Below are 14,925 nucleotides of genomic sequence, written 5' to 3' on the forward strand. Positions count from 1 at the left end.
TTCGTAGCTAAATAATCCTAATAAAACTCTGATATATCGATGAGTTTCGCCTCTTTGTTGTATTTTTGCCGTTCAATATTTGGATATATTCCAAACACACGTTAGAATGAAACGAAGAAACTATTTCATTATCAGCTGCTTGATGCTGATAGCCCCTGCCACTGTGCAGGCGCAGTTTGACAAAGGCCTAAACTATAAGATTGAAACCAGTGCAACTGTAAGTGGTGGACACAATACGCCTTTCTGGCTCGTGGCAAATAAGCACGGGCTGTCGTCTATTCGTAAAAACAATGCTTACTTGGATGCAGGAATCTTTCGGGATTTGGAGAAGGATAAAAAGTTCTCTTATGCTTTTGGATTGGAAATGGTCGGTGCGAGTCGCTTCACGTCTAAGTTCTTCATTCAACAGGCCTATGTAGACTTGCGTTATCGGGGGATGGAAATCAGTGTCGGCAGTAAGGAGCGTGGCAACGAAATGAAAAATGACCAGTTGAGTTCCGGTAGCATGACTTTTTCTACCAATGCCCGTCCCATCCCGCAGGTTCGGATTTCAATTCCCGAATATATACCTTTTCCATGGACCAAACATTGGTTGCATATAAAGGGACACGTGGCTTATGGAATGTTTACGGATGAAAAGTTTCAGGAGCGTTTCACGGATGGACGTTCTAAATATACGAAAGAGACGTTGTTTCACTCGAAAGCGGCTTTCCTGAAAGTCGAGAACCTGGAGAAATCACCGGTTTCGGTGGAGTTGGGTATTGAAATGGCGGCCCAGTTCGGAGGCGATTGCTATTATCCGGACGGAACGGTGTTGCGCACACCGGACAGTTGGAAGGACTTTTTCCGTATTTTCTTTCCGAGTAATGGAGACAGTGGCGCATCGGAGAGTGACCAGATCAATATTCTGGGAAACCACGTAGGCAGTTACAGTGCTGCTGTGGGGTATCATTTCCCGACCTGGAAAGTAAAAGCATATTGGGAACACTTTTTCGAAGACCGTTCGGGGATGACGCTGACTTACGGTATGTGGCGTGATTGTCTGACCGGATTGGAGGTGACCTTACCGGAGAATCCTTTTGTGAAGACGGTTGTCGGAGAGTTTTTGTATACGAAGCACCAGTCAGGCGCTTTCCATTATTTTGCTACTCCGGCTATTGATCATTCATTTACCGGGGCTGATAATTATTACAATAACTCGCAGTATGCCGGTTGGGAACATTGGGGACAGGGGATCGGCAATCCGCTGGTTACCTCGCCTATATATAATAAGGATGGAAATCTGGCTTTTGAAAGTAACCGTGTTAAAGGATTCCATATCGGGCTGAACGGCAGTCCGACTCCGGAGATAGATTACCGGATTCTGGTAAGTGTAGCCAAGCATTGGGGAACTTACGGAAGTCCTTACCGGACTATCAGGAGAAACCAGAACGGATTGTTGGAGGTGACTTATAAACCCGAACAGATTCCGGGATGGAGCTTCACACTGGCCGGTGCGGTGGATGGAGGTAATATGTTGGGAGAGAGCTGGGGCGGTATGCTCACCATTCGTAAAACAGGTTTAATTGGTAAGAAGAAATGAAAAAAGGAATCCTATTATTGTTCGTCGCCCTGATGGCTTTTACGTCTTGTGGAGAGAAGTTCGGGCATCGCTATCTGGATGGGATGTGGCAGATGCAGCGTATAGAATATAAAGATGGTAATGCGGAAACTCCGCTGGACACTTATTTCAGTTTCCAGATGGACATTATCAATCTGAAGAAGTTGGGGTATGGTGAGTTCTATGGGACATATACCTACGAGAACGATTCTATGCATATACAGATACTTGACGCTACGGCGGAACAGATGAAAACTTTCGGCATGGATGCCCGGGTGCAGGATTTTGCCGTAGAGAAACTGAACAGTAACAAATTGATTCTCCGGTCGGACTATGCCCGTCTGGAGTTAAGAAAATATTGAGGACGCTAAAAGCTGTCTTCATTCATAGATGATGATTGGAACAGCCGGTTCGTGAGAATCGGCTGTTTTTTTATTCTATTTTTTGCATATCAGCGTTGGGATTGTTACTTTTGTGAGGTTATCAACATTCAGTAAGCAATATGATACAAGGTAAGAAATTTATCTCTCCGGGAACATGGTTCTCAATGATATATCCGTCAGATTGGAGCGAATTTGAAGACGGCGAAGGCTCCTTCCTCTTTTATAATCCCGAACTTTGGACGGGTAACTTCCGTATCTCGGCCTATAAAGCGGATGCTGCTGCTCAAGGTGGCATGAATTATGGAAAGGACTCCATCCGTCAGGAACTCAAGGAAAATCCTTCGGCCTCCTTGGTGAAGGTGGGGCAACTGGAGTGTGCCTATAGTAAAGAGATGTTTGAGGAAGAAGGTACCTATTACACCAGCCATCTTTGGGTGACAGGCATTGACAATGTGGCCTTTGAATGTTCGTTCACCGTACCGAAAGGAGAGCGTGTGGAGGAGGCGGAAAAGATCATATCCAGCCTTGAAATTCGTAAAGACGGACAGAAGTATCCCGCAGAAGTAATTCCCATTCGCCTTTCTGAAATCTATCAGGTGAACGAGGCTTATGAGTGGGTGACAGATACGGTGAAGACACAGTTGAAGAAGGACTTTCAGGGTGTGGAGGAAGACCTCGAAAAGATACAGGAGGTGATTGACAGCGGTGTCCTTTCGCCCAAAAAGAAAGAGCCCTGGCTGGCATTCGGTATTGCCATCTGCACGATTCTGGCTAATGAAGTGGAAGGCATGGAATGGATGACGCTGGTTGACGGTAACCGGGAAGTACCGGTGCTTCGGTATAAAGATGCGGAACATCTGATTGATCCGATGAAACTGTTGTGGAGCCGGGTGAAAGCCGGAGAAAGATGCGAGGTGGCAGAGGCATATAAGAAAGCACTGGCACACTAACCACATTTTATCATATACGATTATTATGACCCCTTATTTGCAAGTAGATAACCTTACCAAATCCTTTGGGGATCTGGTACTTTTCGAAAATATTTCCTTCGGTATTGCCGAAGGCCAGCGTATCGGCTTGATAGCTAAAAACGGTACAGGTAAAACCACCCTGTTGAATATACTTTCCGGTAAGGAAGGATATGACAGTGGAAATATTGTGTTCCGCCGTGACCTTCGTGTAGACTATCTGGAACAGGATCCGCAATATCCCGAAGAACTGACTGTATTGGAAGCCTGTTTTCATCATGGCAACAGTACGGTGGAGCTTATTAAGGAATACGAACGCTGTATGGAAACCGAAGGACATCCGGGACTGGATGACCTGTTGGTGCGTATGGACCATGAAAAAGCCTGGGAGTACGAACAGAAAGCCAAACAGATTCTTTCTCAACTCAAGATACGGAATTTTGAGCAACAGGTGAAACATCTTTCCGGAGGCCAACTCAAACGGGTGGCTTTAGCCAATGCCCTGATTACCGAACCGGACTTGCTGATCCTGGACGAGCCCACCAACCACCTTGATCTTGATATGACCGAATGGCTGGAAGAGTACCTTCGTCGTACGAACCTTAGTCTGTTGATGGTAACGCATGACCGTTACTTCCTCGACCGGGTCTGTTCTGAAATCATCGAGATAGACAACCGTCAGGTTTATCAGTATAAAGGGAATTACAGCTATTATCTGGAGAAACGCCAGGAACGGATTGAGGCGAAGACGGTAGAGATAGAGCGTGCCAATAATTTATATCGTACCGAGCTGGATTGGATGCGCCGTATGCCGCAAGCCCGCGGACATAAAGCCCGGTATCGTGAAGATGCTTTCTACGAACTGGAGAAAGTAGCCAAACAACGGTTTAACAACGATAATGTGAAACTGGAGGTGAAGGCTTCCTACATTGGCAGTAAGATATTTGAAGCCGATCATCTCTATAAGAGTTTCGGTGACCTGAAGATATTGGAAGATTTCTCTTACATCTTTGCCCGTTACGAGAAGATGGGGATTGTTGGGAACAACGGTACGGGTAAGTCTACTTTTATAAAGATATTGATGGGACAGGTGCAGCCCGATAGCGGTACGCTGGATATCGGGGAGACCGTACGTTTCGGATATTACTCGCAGGACGGATTGCAGTTTGACGAGCAAATGAAGGTGATTGACGTCGTGCAGGATATCGCCGAAGTGATTGAGCTGGGTAACGGCAAGAAGCTGACAGCCTCTCAGTTCCTGCAACATTTCCTGTTTACTCCCGAAACTCAACACAGCTATGTTTATAAGCTGAGCGGTGGAGAGCGCCGTCGTCTTTATCTCTGTACCGTGCTGATGCGTAATCCGAACTTTCTGGTACTTGATGAACCGACAAACGATCTCGACATCATTACCCTGAATGTGCTGGAAGAGTATTTGCAGAACTTCAAGGGATGCGTGATTGTCGTTTCCCATGACCGCTATTTTATGGATAAGGTGGTCGATCACTTGCTGGTATTCAATGGACAGGGAGATATCCGTGACTTTCCCGGTAACTATAGCGATTACCGGGACTGGAAAGAAGCGAAGTCCCAAAAGGAGAAGGAAGCCGAGAAACCGCAGGAGGAAAAGACAGCCCGTGTCCGTCTGAACGATAAGCGTAAGATGAGTTTCAAAGAGAAACGGGAGTTCGAACAACTGGAGAAAGAAATAGCCGGGCTGGAAGCCGAGAAAGCACAGATAGAGGAACTGCTTTGCAGCGGTACACTTTCGGTGGATGAACTGACCGATAAATCGAAGCGGTTGCCGGAGGTAAACGATTTGATAGACGAGAAAACCATGCGCTGGCTTGAACTTAGTGAAATAGAATCATGAATCTGACCAATTATCATAGTCATACCCTCTATTGTGACGGCCGGGCCGGCATGGAGGATTTTATCCGTTTTGCCATCAGCCAGGGATTTACATCCTATGGTATTTCTTCGCATGCTCCGCTCCCGTTCCCTACTCATTGGACGATGGAGTGGGATCGTATGGACGACTATCTGGCTGAGTTTGCCCGGATAAAGGAGAAGTATGCTTCGGAGATTGAACTGGCTATCGGCCTGGAGATAGACTACCTGAATGAAGACAGCAATCCGGCTGTGCCGCGTTTCCGCGAATTGCCGCTCGATTATCGTATCGGCTCGGTACATTTGCTCTATAACGACCGGGAAGAAGTGGTTGATATCGATGTGTGTGCGGAAGTATTCAGGGATATTGTCGATCAGCATTTCGGTGGTGATCTCGATCGTGTAGTACGTCTGTATTACGAACGTCTGTTGCGGATGGTGGAATTGGGAGGGTTTGATATCTTAGGACATGCCGACAAGATGCATCACAATGCAGCCTGTTACCGTCCTGGCCTGTTGGACGAACCTTGGTATGATGACTTGATGCACGATTATTTCTCTGCTGTTGCGGCCAAAGGGTATATCGTAGAGATCAATACCAAGGCTTTGCATCACTTGGGTACCTTCTTCCCGAACGAACGCTATTTCCCGTTGTTGAAGGAGTTGGGTGTCCGTGTACAGGTGAACAGTGATTCGCATTATCCCGAACGTATCAACAGCGGACGTCCTGAAGCATTGGAGGCTTTACGGAAGGCCGGGTTTGAGACAGTGACCGAATGGCATGGTGGAAAATGGGTGGAGGTCTCACTTTAAACCAATATATCATGAAACACAAAAACTTATTGTTAACCTTGCCGTTTGTCTTTTGGACATTTGCCGGCATATCATTGTCATCCTGCAAAGATACTCCTGTCCGTAAGCTTTATAAAAGTGATATAGACTGGAGGCTCACTTGGCAAGATGAGTTCGAGAAAGACGGTACACCCGATCCGGAAAGGTGGGTGTTCTCTCCTTGGCATCCCTTTTGCCGGGACAATAACTTTGTTACATTCGTAAAAGACGGTAAGTTGATTTTGCGTGCTTTGCCCAATAGCGATCCGAATGATACGATCCGCTACATGGCCGGTTGTGTTGAGACTTTGGGTAAAAAAGATTTCTTGTACGGACGCTTTGAGGTGTGTGCCAAACTGGGCAGCGCTAAAGGTTCCTGGCCTGCTATCTGGCTCAAGCCGACTGATTCTACAACGTATGGTGTGTGGCCCAAATGTGGAGAGATCGATATAATGGAACAATTGAACAAAGATACATTCGTCTATCATACCATGCATACCGAATATATCAAAGTGTTAGGACATAAAACAGATCCGGACTATTATACCACCGCATCCTACAATCCGCATGAATTTAATGTGTTTGGGATGGAATGGACACCGGATAAGATTGATATGTTCATCAATGATTCGCTCACTTTCAGTTATCCCCGCATCAAAGAGGAGGGTTCTGTGCAGTGGCCTTTCGATGTTCCGTTCTTCCTGCTGCTCAACCAGATACTTGGAGGATGGGCCGGAGAGATAGACGATGCGGAGCTTCCCGTACAGATGGAGGTCGACTGGGTGAGATATTACGAATTACCTGAAAATATGAGATAGCCGGAAGGTAGATTCTTAAATCTCTCCTTTGGGAAAAACAGCTTGGGAAACCGGGGTACCGTCTGCACGATACAGATAGGCTCCCGGTTTTTTTATAAGTATCTTTTTTCCGTTATACAGCTTGAGAGTCGTTGCCTGCCAAACAGCGACGTAGTACATTTTGTCGATAAATGCCACCTGTGCCTTTTCGTCATTTTGCAATACCTGTACTTTTGAAATATCGAATGCAGCCGTCTTCTCCTGAGTGGAAGCCGGGAGCACCAAATACCGGTAAGTGGCAGGGACACCTGACGGATGTTTGATGTAAATAGAGAAAATTTCATCTTCCAACATCCGGGGAGCGTACATTCCCATGAAGTCGTGCCACTGTCCTTTCTTCTTTTCTGCCAGTGCCAGGCAAAGTTCGTCCTGCAGAAGGATATATCCGGTGTTGTCGTGGAAATAACGGCGGTTTCCTTCTGTCCATATTTCACCATTCTTGAACCGTTGATCGATGGAGGTGATAAGTGTGGCAGTGCTGTCTGCATGGATATCGCTTCCCAGGCACAGGATAAATTCATTGGTGAATATCCATGCTTTGTTCGCGGATAGCCCGTTACGGTTCAAGTGCATGGCGGTGATTCCCTGTTTTCCGTTTGTTGCTCCACCTGTGAAATTGGTTTTGTTGCGTGAATTCGGTCCGTTGTCTGTCGGGATGGGAGCATTGCTTTCATAGGTTGTGATACCGGGTATCCGACGCCAGTTCCAGAAAGGGAAAATATTGTGGTATTCATCTCCCCGAATATACGTATAGACAGCTCCGTCTGCCATGTAATATCCCTTCAGGTTATCCTCATTTACCAGTTCCGTACCGATCACCCGGCTGGATGCCATGCGTAAAGATGCCATCCAATCAGAGGTACGGTGAATGGTCAGGTCGGAATCTTTGAAGAACTTATTTCCTGTGAAATCGTTTTCTGCATCCGGATGTAGAAAGTTGCGGACTATAAATGCCTTTATTTCCTGTGTCTGCTGTTCATTGCTTCCCTTCATCAGTGAGCAGGCTGCGAAGAGCAGGTTGAATGATTTGTGAAGATCGGCGCTGTGGAAGAGTTGCCGGTTCAATCCGTTTACGTCCCAATGACCTTTCCATACAATCCACTGATACCCTTTCAGAAGAAGGGATACAAGGATATCCTGTTGTTCCTGGCTGAATGCAAGAGGGGTGTCGGCAAACAGTTCGGAATAAAAACTCATGTTGCAGAGGAAAGAAAGTCCGTAATTGCCGAACTGTTGTTGGGGACCATGCTGATGGAAGCTCCAGTCCGGCTGAATACCCTCTTTCTGTCCCAGTACGATTTCCGAGCCAATGTTTTCCCGTGCCTCTTTTACCAGTTGGGAGTCATTCAAGAGTAAGCCCCGGATCAGTACGTTGCCTGCCAGTCATACTTTGTTCTGTCCTGTCATGCCAAAATGGGATTGTTCCATCACCCGCACGGCTTCCTGCTTTTCTTTTTCCGTCATTTCTGCTTCGAAAAGGAGGAAAGCCGGTCCCAAGGTGCGGGGAATACCTATTTGATTGTACCACCAGTTTTTGCAGACCAGTTTTTCGGTGAACCAGTAATTCATGGCTTGGTGAATAATGCTGGTTACGGCTGAAATCTCCTGTGCGGAAGCATTCTCTTTTTCGCGGGCATAATATTTGGTTAGTTTCAGTATCCGCTCTGTGTGTTGTTTCGGTTCCCATCCCGAACGTTTGGTATCGGCATAATTGATGTCCGGCCATGAACCGTCTCCCCGTATCGTACTGATCAGTCGGTGTATCTCTTCCCGGCGGATAGGGTAAAGTTGTTGAAGTTCGATAACGTTCTGGTCAGATACCTCTTTTTCGGGAGGAATTTTAGATAATAGTTGTAAGAAAGCTTGTTTGCTCTCGTCCTGTCCGATAACCGACCGGATATAATTCTGCTTGATAAGTTCGCTTTCTTTGCCTGTTTGTGCAGTAAGATGAGAAAGGAAAGTACAGATAAACAGTACTGATAGGAAGATTCTTTTCATATATCGTGTGTCTTTCATTGCATGTATTAAATTAGGCTTTGACGGGAGGAATGTGTCAATACTCTTTCCACTACGGAGAATACAGGGTAACACAGATTATCTGTGTTGGTAACCAATGATCTGAAATTCTCTCCGTGTCACTCTGTATTCTCTGTGGTGAGTTCTAAATTTACCTTCGTTAAGCCCTGAGTGCATTTACTCCGTACGTTTACAGGAGTTTGCCTGTAAGAATTCGTTCAGTGCATTTTCATAATTACCTTGTAACAAAATGTGATGGTTCCCGAGTGGATTCTTCAGGAAATAATCAGCCGGTGCATTCATTTTTATACGTACTTGTGTACGGCACATATTGATGTAATTGGTGTTTTCGGTCAGAGTTCCGGTAGAAAGGTAATATTCGTCCAGACATTCTCCACCACATTTCACGATAGTGACATCTCCGGTCGGCAGCAGTCCCTGAATACCGATACCGCTTTCCGTTTCAAAATGGCTGCGGATGATGTAACGTTCGGTTTGCTTCATTCCGATTGTGCAATGTGCCAGTATTATTTCGTTGCTCCGGGCGTTAATCATTGAAGGATTTGCCATGAAACCTACTTTCCCGGTCAGTGCTTTGGCGGCGAGTAATGTAAATACAGATTGCAGATCCCCTTCACATCCGGCAATGATCCCTTCGTCGTTCAGCATGGCAAGAGCCAGGCAACCGGTAGTACCGGTGCGCTCCATCAGTTTGAAACAACTCAGGGTGACGGCACTTAGTTTTTCTTCTTTACAGATTCGCTTGACGGCCCGGTAAAGGCGCATTGCCTTAATCATATCTTCGGGAGTCCCTTCACGGCATGCCAGAGCTTGCGAAGCAACCGCGGCGCATGAGGCACCGACTTCGTTGTCTGTAATACGGTCGTATACGTCATAAATCCGTTCCAACGGAATGTCCAGATACTCAATTCCCCAACGCCGCTTTGCGAGCAGATAATCCACATTACTTGCAATCAGCCACGAAGAAGGGGTGCCGATCACTCCGATGCGAAGCCCTACTAATGAACGTTGTGCCTTGAAATTGGTATAAAGTACCTGGATTCGTTGAACGATACTCATAAAGTCTCCATGGAGGATTTCACTTTTCATACCCCGCCCACGTAACCAAGAGGAAATTTCCAGTGCCGCAGCCAGGGAGTTTTGCATTCCGTCGGCCAGTATAATGGCAGGGCGGGGGAGCGATTCGAAGCATTGCATTACCAGTCTTTCTACCCCTCCGGTAGCAATGAAAATGATGCTGAATTCATCTTTTGGCAACTGGCTGATGTCCCGGTAATCAATAAAATTTACGGTGAAATATTTTTCCAGTTCACTGAGAATCGCTTCGTGCGAACTACGTACAGTGGCTTGCTTATGCAGAATCGATGCAAATGTGATCAGGTTTATGGTCATTATGTTATCGTTTTAGGTTTGTAGTTATACAAATGTATCGTTTTCCGTTGATATTACCACAACGTTTTTACCCTTGATAAGGTTTTTAAAGTTTTTATGTCTTTGTGTCCGATTTATTGTGTACATTTGCCGCTCATATTTATTAATTGACCATTTATAATTCAAGATTATGCCAACCATATCGATTCGCGGAACAGAGATGCCTGCATCTCCTATCAGAAAGCTGGCTCCCCTGGCAGATGCTGCCAAACAGCGGGGAATCCATGTATTTCACCTGAACATCGGACAGCCGGACCTGCCCACTCCTCAGGCCGCGATTGACGCGATACGCAACATCGACCGCAAGGTGCTTGAATATAGTCCCAGTGCCGGTTATCGTAGCTATCGCGAGAAATTAGTAGGATATTACGAGAAATTCAATATCAACCTGACAGCAGATGATATAATCATTACTACCGGAGGTTCCGAAGCTGTACTTTTCTCATTCATGTCGTGCCTTAATCCGGGAGACGAGATCATTGTTCCCGAACCTGCTTACGCCAACTATATGGCTTTTGCCATTTCGGCCGGAGCTAAAATACGCACTATTGCTACGACAATTGAGGAGGGGTTCTCTCTTCCGAAAGTAGAGAAATTTGAAGAGTTGATCAACGAACGTACCAAGGGTATCTTGATCTGTAATCCGAATAATCCGACCGGCTATCTGTATACCCGACGTGAGATGAACCAGATCCGTGACTTGGTGAAGAAGTATGATCTTTTCCTTTTCTCCGACGAAGTGTACCGTGAGTTTATCTATACCGGTTCCCCTTATATTTCGGCTTGCCATCTGGAAGGAATTGAGAATAACGTGGTACTGATTGACTCTGTTTCCAAGCGTTATTCGGAATGTGGTATCCGCATCGGTGCCTTGATAACCAAGAATAAAGAAGTGCGTGATGCAGTGATGAAGTTCTGTCAGGCACGTTTGAGTCCTCCGCTGATCGGACAGATTGCTGCCGAAGCCTCACTGGATGCTCCCGAAGAGTACTCACGCGAAACTTATGACGAATACGTTGAGCGCCGTAAATGTCTGATTGACGGTCTGAACCGTATACCGGGTGTTTATTCCCCCATTCCGATGGGAGCTTTTTATACAGTAGCCAAGTTACCGGTCGATGATTCGGATAAATTCTGTGCCTGGTGTCTGTCTGAGTTTGAGTATGAAGGACAGACAGTGTTTATGGCTCCGGCTTCCGGTTTCTATACTACTCCGGGCTCCGGAAAGAATGAAGTCCGTATTGCTTACGTATTGAAAAAGGAAGATTTAACCCGTGCGCTCTTTGTTCTGCAAAAAGCATTGGAGGCTTATCCGGGAAGAACAGAATAAGACCTGATGTCATCCATTCATTCACATAGTCAAAGCAACTCCGTTCCCTTTTCCAAAGAGAAGGGCAAGGTGAGGCTTTCCTATTTTCTTGCCCGTCGGATTTATCGTGATACGGACGGGGGGAAACAAGTTTCCCGTCCTGCTGTCCTGATTGCCATGATTGGCATTGCTATCGGCTTGGCGGTGATGATCATTGCCGTATCTGTAGTGATTGGTTTTAAGAGTGAGGTACGTAATAAAGTGATCGGCTTCGGCTCCCATATCCAAATCAGTAATTTTGATGCGGTAGGGTCCTACGAAACTCATCCGGTTGTGGTGGATGACAGTATGATGATCGCTCTTTCCGCCCGTCCGGAAGTGAAACATGTGCAGCGATATTCCACCAAACCGGGGATGATAAAGACAGATGACGCTTTTCAGGGCATGGTGCTCAAAGGTGTCGGTCCGGAGTTTGATCCTGCCTTTTTCCGCGACCATCTGGTAGAAGGAGAGATACCGGTCTTCAGTGATACGGCTTCCACCAATCAGGTGGTCATATCGAAAGCGATAGCTGACCGGCTGAAACTGAAACTGGGAGATAAAATATATGCCTATTTTATCCAGAAAGATGTGCGTGCCCGCCGATTGACAGTGAAAGGTATTTACCAAACGAACTTTTCTGAATATGATAATCTCTTTCTGCTGACTGACTTGTATTTGGTGAACCGTTTGAATAACTGGGCCCCCGCACAAGTGAGCGGAGCAGAGTTGCAGGTACGTGACTATGACAAACTGGAAGATATAACCTATGGTATAGCCGTTGATACGGACAATAAGCAAGATGTTTACGGGGGGACTTATTACGTACAGAGCATCGAACAAATGAATCCTCAGATATTTGCCTGGCTCGATCTGCTCGACCTGAATGTATGGGTCATTCTTATCCTGATGATTGGGGTAGCCGGCTTCACGATGATTTCAGGATTATTGATTATCATCCTTGAACGCACACAGATGATTGGCATCCTGAAGGCTTTGGGAGCCAATGATTTCACTATCCGTAAAGTATTTCTGTGGTTCTCTGTTTTTCTGATTGGGAAAGGGATGTTGTGGGGAAATGCAATTGGGATTACTTTCTGTGTTTTGCAGTCACAGTTGGGACTTTTTAAACTCGATCCCGAAACTTACTATGTAAGTATGGTGCCGGTTTCCATGAACATCTGGCTTTTCCTTCTGATCAATGCCGGCACCTTATTGGCTTCTGTATTAATGTTGGTCGGTCCCTCTTATTTGATTACCAAGATCAATCCAGCCAGTTCTATGCGGTACGAGTAGTCAAGTTATCTTCGCATAAAATCACCCTTTCTGCGATAGAGACGGTAGAGTCTGAACTTCAGGGATTGTAGCGGACGGATGATGTCGAAAACCGGTAGTGTAAAGTAGTAAGAGCGGTTGTCTCCCATCTCATTGGCTGTTTTGTTGATGACGTAGGCTTGCGCCGAATAACGTACGATCCATAACAATAGAGCCAGTCCCGCAGCCAGCCAGTGAAAAGAGAGGATACCGAATACGATTCCCGATAGGCAGGCGACATAAAACAATAGCCTCGTGGCGGTTTCCAACCCCAGTAACCAGCGTTGTGAACCTTTATAGAAGCGTGCGGTTGCCATATAGCTTACCTTTTCTTCTTTCCAGTCCTTATAGCGTTCCACAGGTTGCATCCGTATCACTGAATCCGGTGAGGTTTCCACCCGGGTATTGTTTTCATTGGCAATTTGGTTGATAAACAGGTCATCTTCTCCCCGCTGCATGTTCAAGTGGGTAGAAAATCCTTTGACTTTGAAGAACAATTCCTTGCGGTAGGCCAGGTTGCGCCCGATGCCCATGTACGGTTTACCCGCCAGGGCAAAACCCAGATAACGAAGCGAGGTGAAAAGCGAGTCGAAAGATACCCGTTTGTGCAGCCATCCTTTTCCCCGTTCGTAACCGCTATATCCCAGTACGATGTCTGTACTCGGCGTGAAATTGCGTGCTATCCGTCGAAGCCACTTGTCACTGACCGGAGTGCAGTCGGCCTCGGTGAATACCAGCCAGTCATATTTACTGGCTTTAATGCCCAGCGTCAGTGCCAGTTTCTTCCGGCTGATGTACCGCGCGCTGTCCGGTGTGAAACTGTGATACAGGTTCGGGTATTCTTCTTCCAGCTCTGACAGGAGATCTTCGCTTTCGTCCGTAGAACCATCGTTGATGACGATTACTTCAAAGTCCGGATAATCCTGTTTCAGGATAGCGGGCAGGTTTCGGCGCAGGTTTTCCGATTCGTTGCGTGCACAGATGACTACAGACAGCGGGGGAAGTTCCCGTCCGAAGTGTACTTCATCTTTTCCAACAGCAAGGTTGTGGGTGTGTATCCGGTTATACAGTCCGAGATAGTAGATAAGTTGAACGATCAAAAGAACGCCTGCGGCTGATAGCAGTATCAGTTCGGCCGTATTGAATGTGAATGCTTCCATTGAATCTTACAAGATGTTTACGTCACAAAAGTACATAATTTTTCAGAGATTAGGTGATTTGTTTCTTTCTTATTTCTTATTGTCCAGATATTCCTTTTTGAACATATCGACAAATAACAAGAACAGCGATAATATAAGCGGTCCGAAGATGACTCCCATGAATCCGAACAACGGTAATCCGATGACTACACCGAAGATTGTAATAAGCGGATGGGTGTCTGCCATTTTCTTCTGTAAGATAAAGCGTATCAGGTTGTCACATTGCGAAACGACAATTCCTCCGTAAGCTGCCAGTCCGATGGCGTTTGCCCATTCACCGGTCAGTGCAAGGTAGGCAGCCACCGGAAACCAGACGAGAGCAGTCCCCACCATCGGGATGATTGTAGCAAAACAAGTCAGAACACCCACTAACCAGGCATTCGGTGCTCCGAAGATAAAGTAGCCGATCAGTGCGACTCCTCCCTGAATAACGGCAAGTAAGGGAATGCCGATGGCATTGGAGCGGACAATCATGTTGATATTGTGTGTTACCTCCCGGGTGTTTTTCTCATTGAAAGGTAGGATGTCGTCAATGTAGGACTCCATTTTGGTTCCTCCTATCAGCATGAAATAAAGTACAAAGACCAGAACAAACAGGTTGATTGCAAAGCTGCTGATACCTCCCATGACTGCCTGTCCTATTTTGGGGAGCAGAGAAACGATGAACGAAAGTGTGTCACTGCCCAGCACGTCATATCCTGTTTTCGCCTTGATGATCCCTGCCAATTCTTCAACAGGGGCAATAATGGCCTGTGGGTCCAGATTGATATCCTGCAACTTGTTGACCAGCATCCATACAATCAGAGAAATAGGTACCAGGAAGCACAGGATGGCTTCACCTGTAATCAGCAGGGCTGCGAAACTTCGTTTCATTCGTGCACCGAGATACATCATTTGTCGCCGGACCAGGATATAGATGGTGAGTGCTCCCAATAATCCGCCGAGAAAAGGGGTAATTTGCCGGAACAAGATGATGCCCAATCCGATGATGATGATAATCAAAGAATATTTCCAATATTTTTCTTTCATAATAAATAAAAAGGAGAGTAGAGATTCCTCTCTATTTA

11 protein-coding genes and 1 pseudogene are annotated in these 14,925 nt (G+C 46.3%); 8 read left to right on the forward strand and 4 right to left on the reverse strand.

The window, feature by feature from the left end:
* Positions 1 to 106: 106 nt before the first annotated feature.
* The 6 genes from G7Y45_RS10195 (at position 107) to G7Y45_RS10220 (ending at position 6,490) form a co-directional block, all read left to right on the forward strand.
* Positions 107 to 1,582 (forward strand): capsule assembly Wzi family protein, encoded by a 1,476-nt coding sequence (locus tag G7Y45_RS10195; RefSeq protein WP_005809301.1) that lies wholly within the window; start codon positions 107 to 109, stop codon positions 1,580 to 1,582.
* Positions 1,579 to 1,962 (forward strand): lipocalin-like domain-containing protein, encoded by a 384-nt coding sequence (locus tag G7Y45_RS10200; protein WP_005776362.1) that lies wholly within the window; start codon positions 1,579 to 1,581, stop codon positions 1,960 to 1,962. Before G7Y45_RS10195 ends, G7Y45_RS10200 begins: the two co-directional genes overlap by 4 nt.
* 140 nt (positions 1,963 to 2,102) lie before the next feature.
* Positions 2,103 to 2,933 carry a DUF3805 domain-containing protein gene (locus tag G7Y45_RS10205; protein ID WP_005776363.1) on the forward strand — a complete coding sequence of 277 codons (831 nt, stop codon included), beginning with the start codon at positions 2,103 to 2,105 and terminating at the stop codon, positions 2,931 to 2,933.
* Positions 2,934 to 2,958: 25 nt separating this feature from the next.
* A complete protein-coding gene (locus G7Y45_RS10210) occupies positions 2,959 to 4,824 on the forward strand; it encodes an ABC-F family ATP-binding cassette domain-containing protein (protein ID WP_005809295.1) in 1,866 nt (621 codons plus the stop codon).
* Positions 4,821 to 5,654, forward strand: coding sequence for a histidinol-phosphatase (locus G7Y45_RS10215; protein WP_165015334.1), 834 nt, complete (start codon positions 4,821 to 4,823; stop codon positions 5,652 to 5,654). The genes G7Y45_RS10210 and G7Y45_RS10215 overlap by 4 nt, the downstream gene beginning before the upstream one ends.
* A gap of 11 nt (positions 5,655 to 5,665) precedes the next feature.
* Entirely contained in the window at positions 5,666 to 6,490 is an 825-nt protein-coding gene (locus G7Y45_RS10220; protein ID WP_165015337.1) for a glycoside hydrolase family 16 protein, read from the forward strand.
* 15 nt (positions 6,491 to 6,505) lie between these two features.
* Here the strand turns inward: G7Y45_RS10220 and G7Y45_RS10225 are convergent.
* A pseudogene (locus tag G7Y45_RS10225) lies at positions 6,506 to 8,527 on the reverse strand (polysaccharide lyase 8 family protein).
* 195 nt (positions 8,528 to 8,722) lie between these two features.
* Positions 8,723 to 9,958, reverse strand: a complete 1,236-nt coding sequence (locus G7Y45_RS10230; protein WP_165015341.1) for a fucose isomerase — start codon at positions 9,956 to 9,958, stop codon at positions 8,723 to 8,725.
* Between the two features lie 169 nt (positions 9,959 to 10,127).
* Between G7Y45_RS10230 and G7Y45_RS10235 the strand changes: the two genes are divergently transcribed.
* Positions 10,128 to 11,327, forward strand: a complete 1,200-nt coding sequence (locus tag G7Y45_RS10235; RefSeq protein ID WP_005776370.1) for a pyridoxal phosphate-dependent aminotransferase — start codon at positions 10,128 to 10,130, stop codon at positions 11,325 to 11,327.
* 69 nt (positions 11,328 to 11,396) lie between these two features.
* Positions 11,397 to 12,641 (forward strand): ABC transporter permease, encoded by a 1,245-nt coding sequence (locus tag G7Y45_RS10240; RefSeq protein ID WP_165015507.1) that lies wholly within the window; start codon positions 11,397 to 11,399, stop codon positions 12,639 to 12,641.
* A 5-nt stretch (positions 12,642 to 12,646) separates the two neighbouring features.
* Here the strand turns inward: G7Y45_RS10240 and G7Y45_RS10245 are convergent, their stop codons facing one another.
* On the reverse strand, positions 12,647 to 13,819 hold the full coding sequence (locus tag G7Y45_RS10245; protein WP_005809282.1) for a glycosyltransferase: 1,173 nt from the start codon (positions 13,817 to 13,819) through the stop codon (positions 12,647 to 12,649).
* Positions 13,820 to 13,888: 69 nt separating this feature from the next.
* Positions 13,889 to 14,887 (reverse strand): AI-2E family transporter, encoded by a 999-nt coding sequence (locus tag G7Y45_RS10250; protein WP_005809158.1) that lies wholly within the window; start codon positions 14,885 to 14,887, stop codon positions 13,889 to 13,891.
* Positions 14,888 to 14,925: the final 38 nt, after the last annotated feature.

The organism is Bacteroides sp. ZJ-18, assembly GCF_011038705.2.
In the GTDB taxonomy this organism is placed as follows: Bacteria; Bacteroidota; Bacteroidia; order Bacteroidales; family Bacteroidaceae; genus Bacteroides; species Bacteroides hominis.

Coding starts and splice junctions, on each gene's coding strand:
- G7Y45_RS10195 (WP_005809301.1), top strand. CDS start 107: ATGAAACGAAGAAACTATTTCATTATCAGCTGCTTGATGCTGATAGCC.
- G7Y45_RS10200 (WP_005776362.1), top strand. CDS start 1,579: ATGAAAAAAGGAATCCTATTATTGTTCGTCGCCCTGATGGCTTTTACG.
- G7Y45_RS10205 (WP_005776363.1), top strand. CDS start 2,103: ATGATACAAGGTAAGAAATTTATCTCTCCGGGAACATGGTTCTCAATG.
- G7Y45_RS10210 (WP_005809295.1), top strand. CDS start 2,959: ATGACCCCTTATTTGCAAGTAGATAACCTTACCAAATCCTTTGGGGAT.
- G7Y45_RS10215 (WP_165015334.1), top strand. CDS start 4,821: ATGAATCTGACCAATTATCATAGTCATACCCTCTATTGTGACGGCCGG.
- G7Y45_RS10220 (WP_165015337.1), top strand. CDS start 5,666: ATGAAACACAAAAACTTATTGTTAACCTTGCCGTTTGTCTTTTGGACA.
- G7Y45_RS10230 (WP_165015341.1), bottom strand. CDS start 9,958: ATGACCATAAACCTGATCACATTTGCATCGATTCTGCATAAGCAAGCC.
- G7Y45_RS10235 (WP_005776370.1), top strand. CDS start 10,128: ATGCCAACCATATCGATTCGCGGAACAGAGATGCCTGCATCTCCTATC.
- G7Y45_RS10245 (WP_005809282.1), bottom strand. CDS start 13,819: ATGGAAGCATTCACATTCAATACGGCCGAACTGATACTGCTATCAGCC.
- G7Y45_RS10250 (WP_005809158.1), bottom strand. CDS start 14,887: ATGAAAGAAAAATATTGGAAATATTCTTTGATTATCATCATCATCGGA.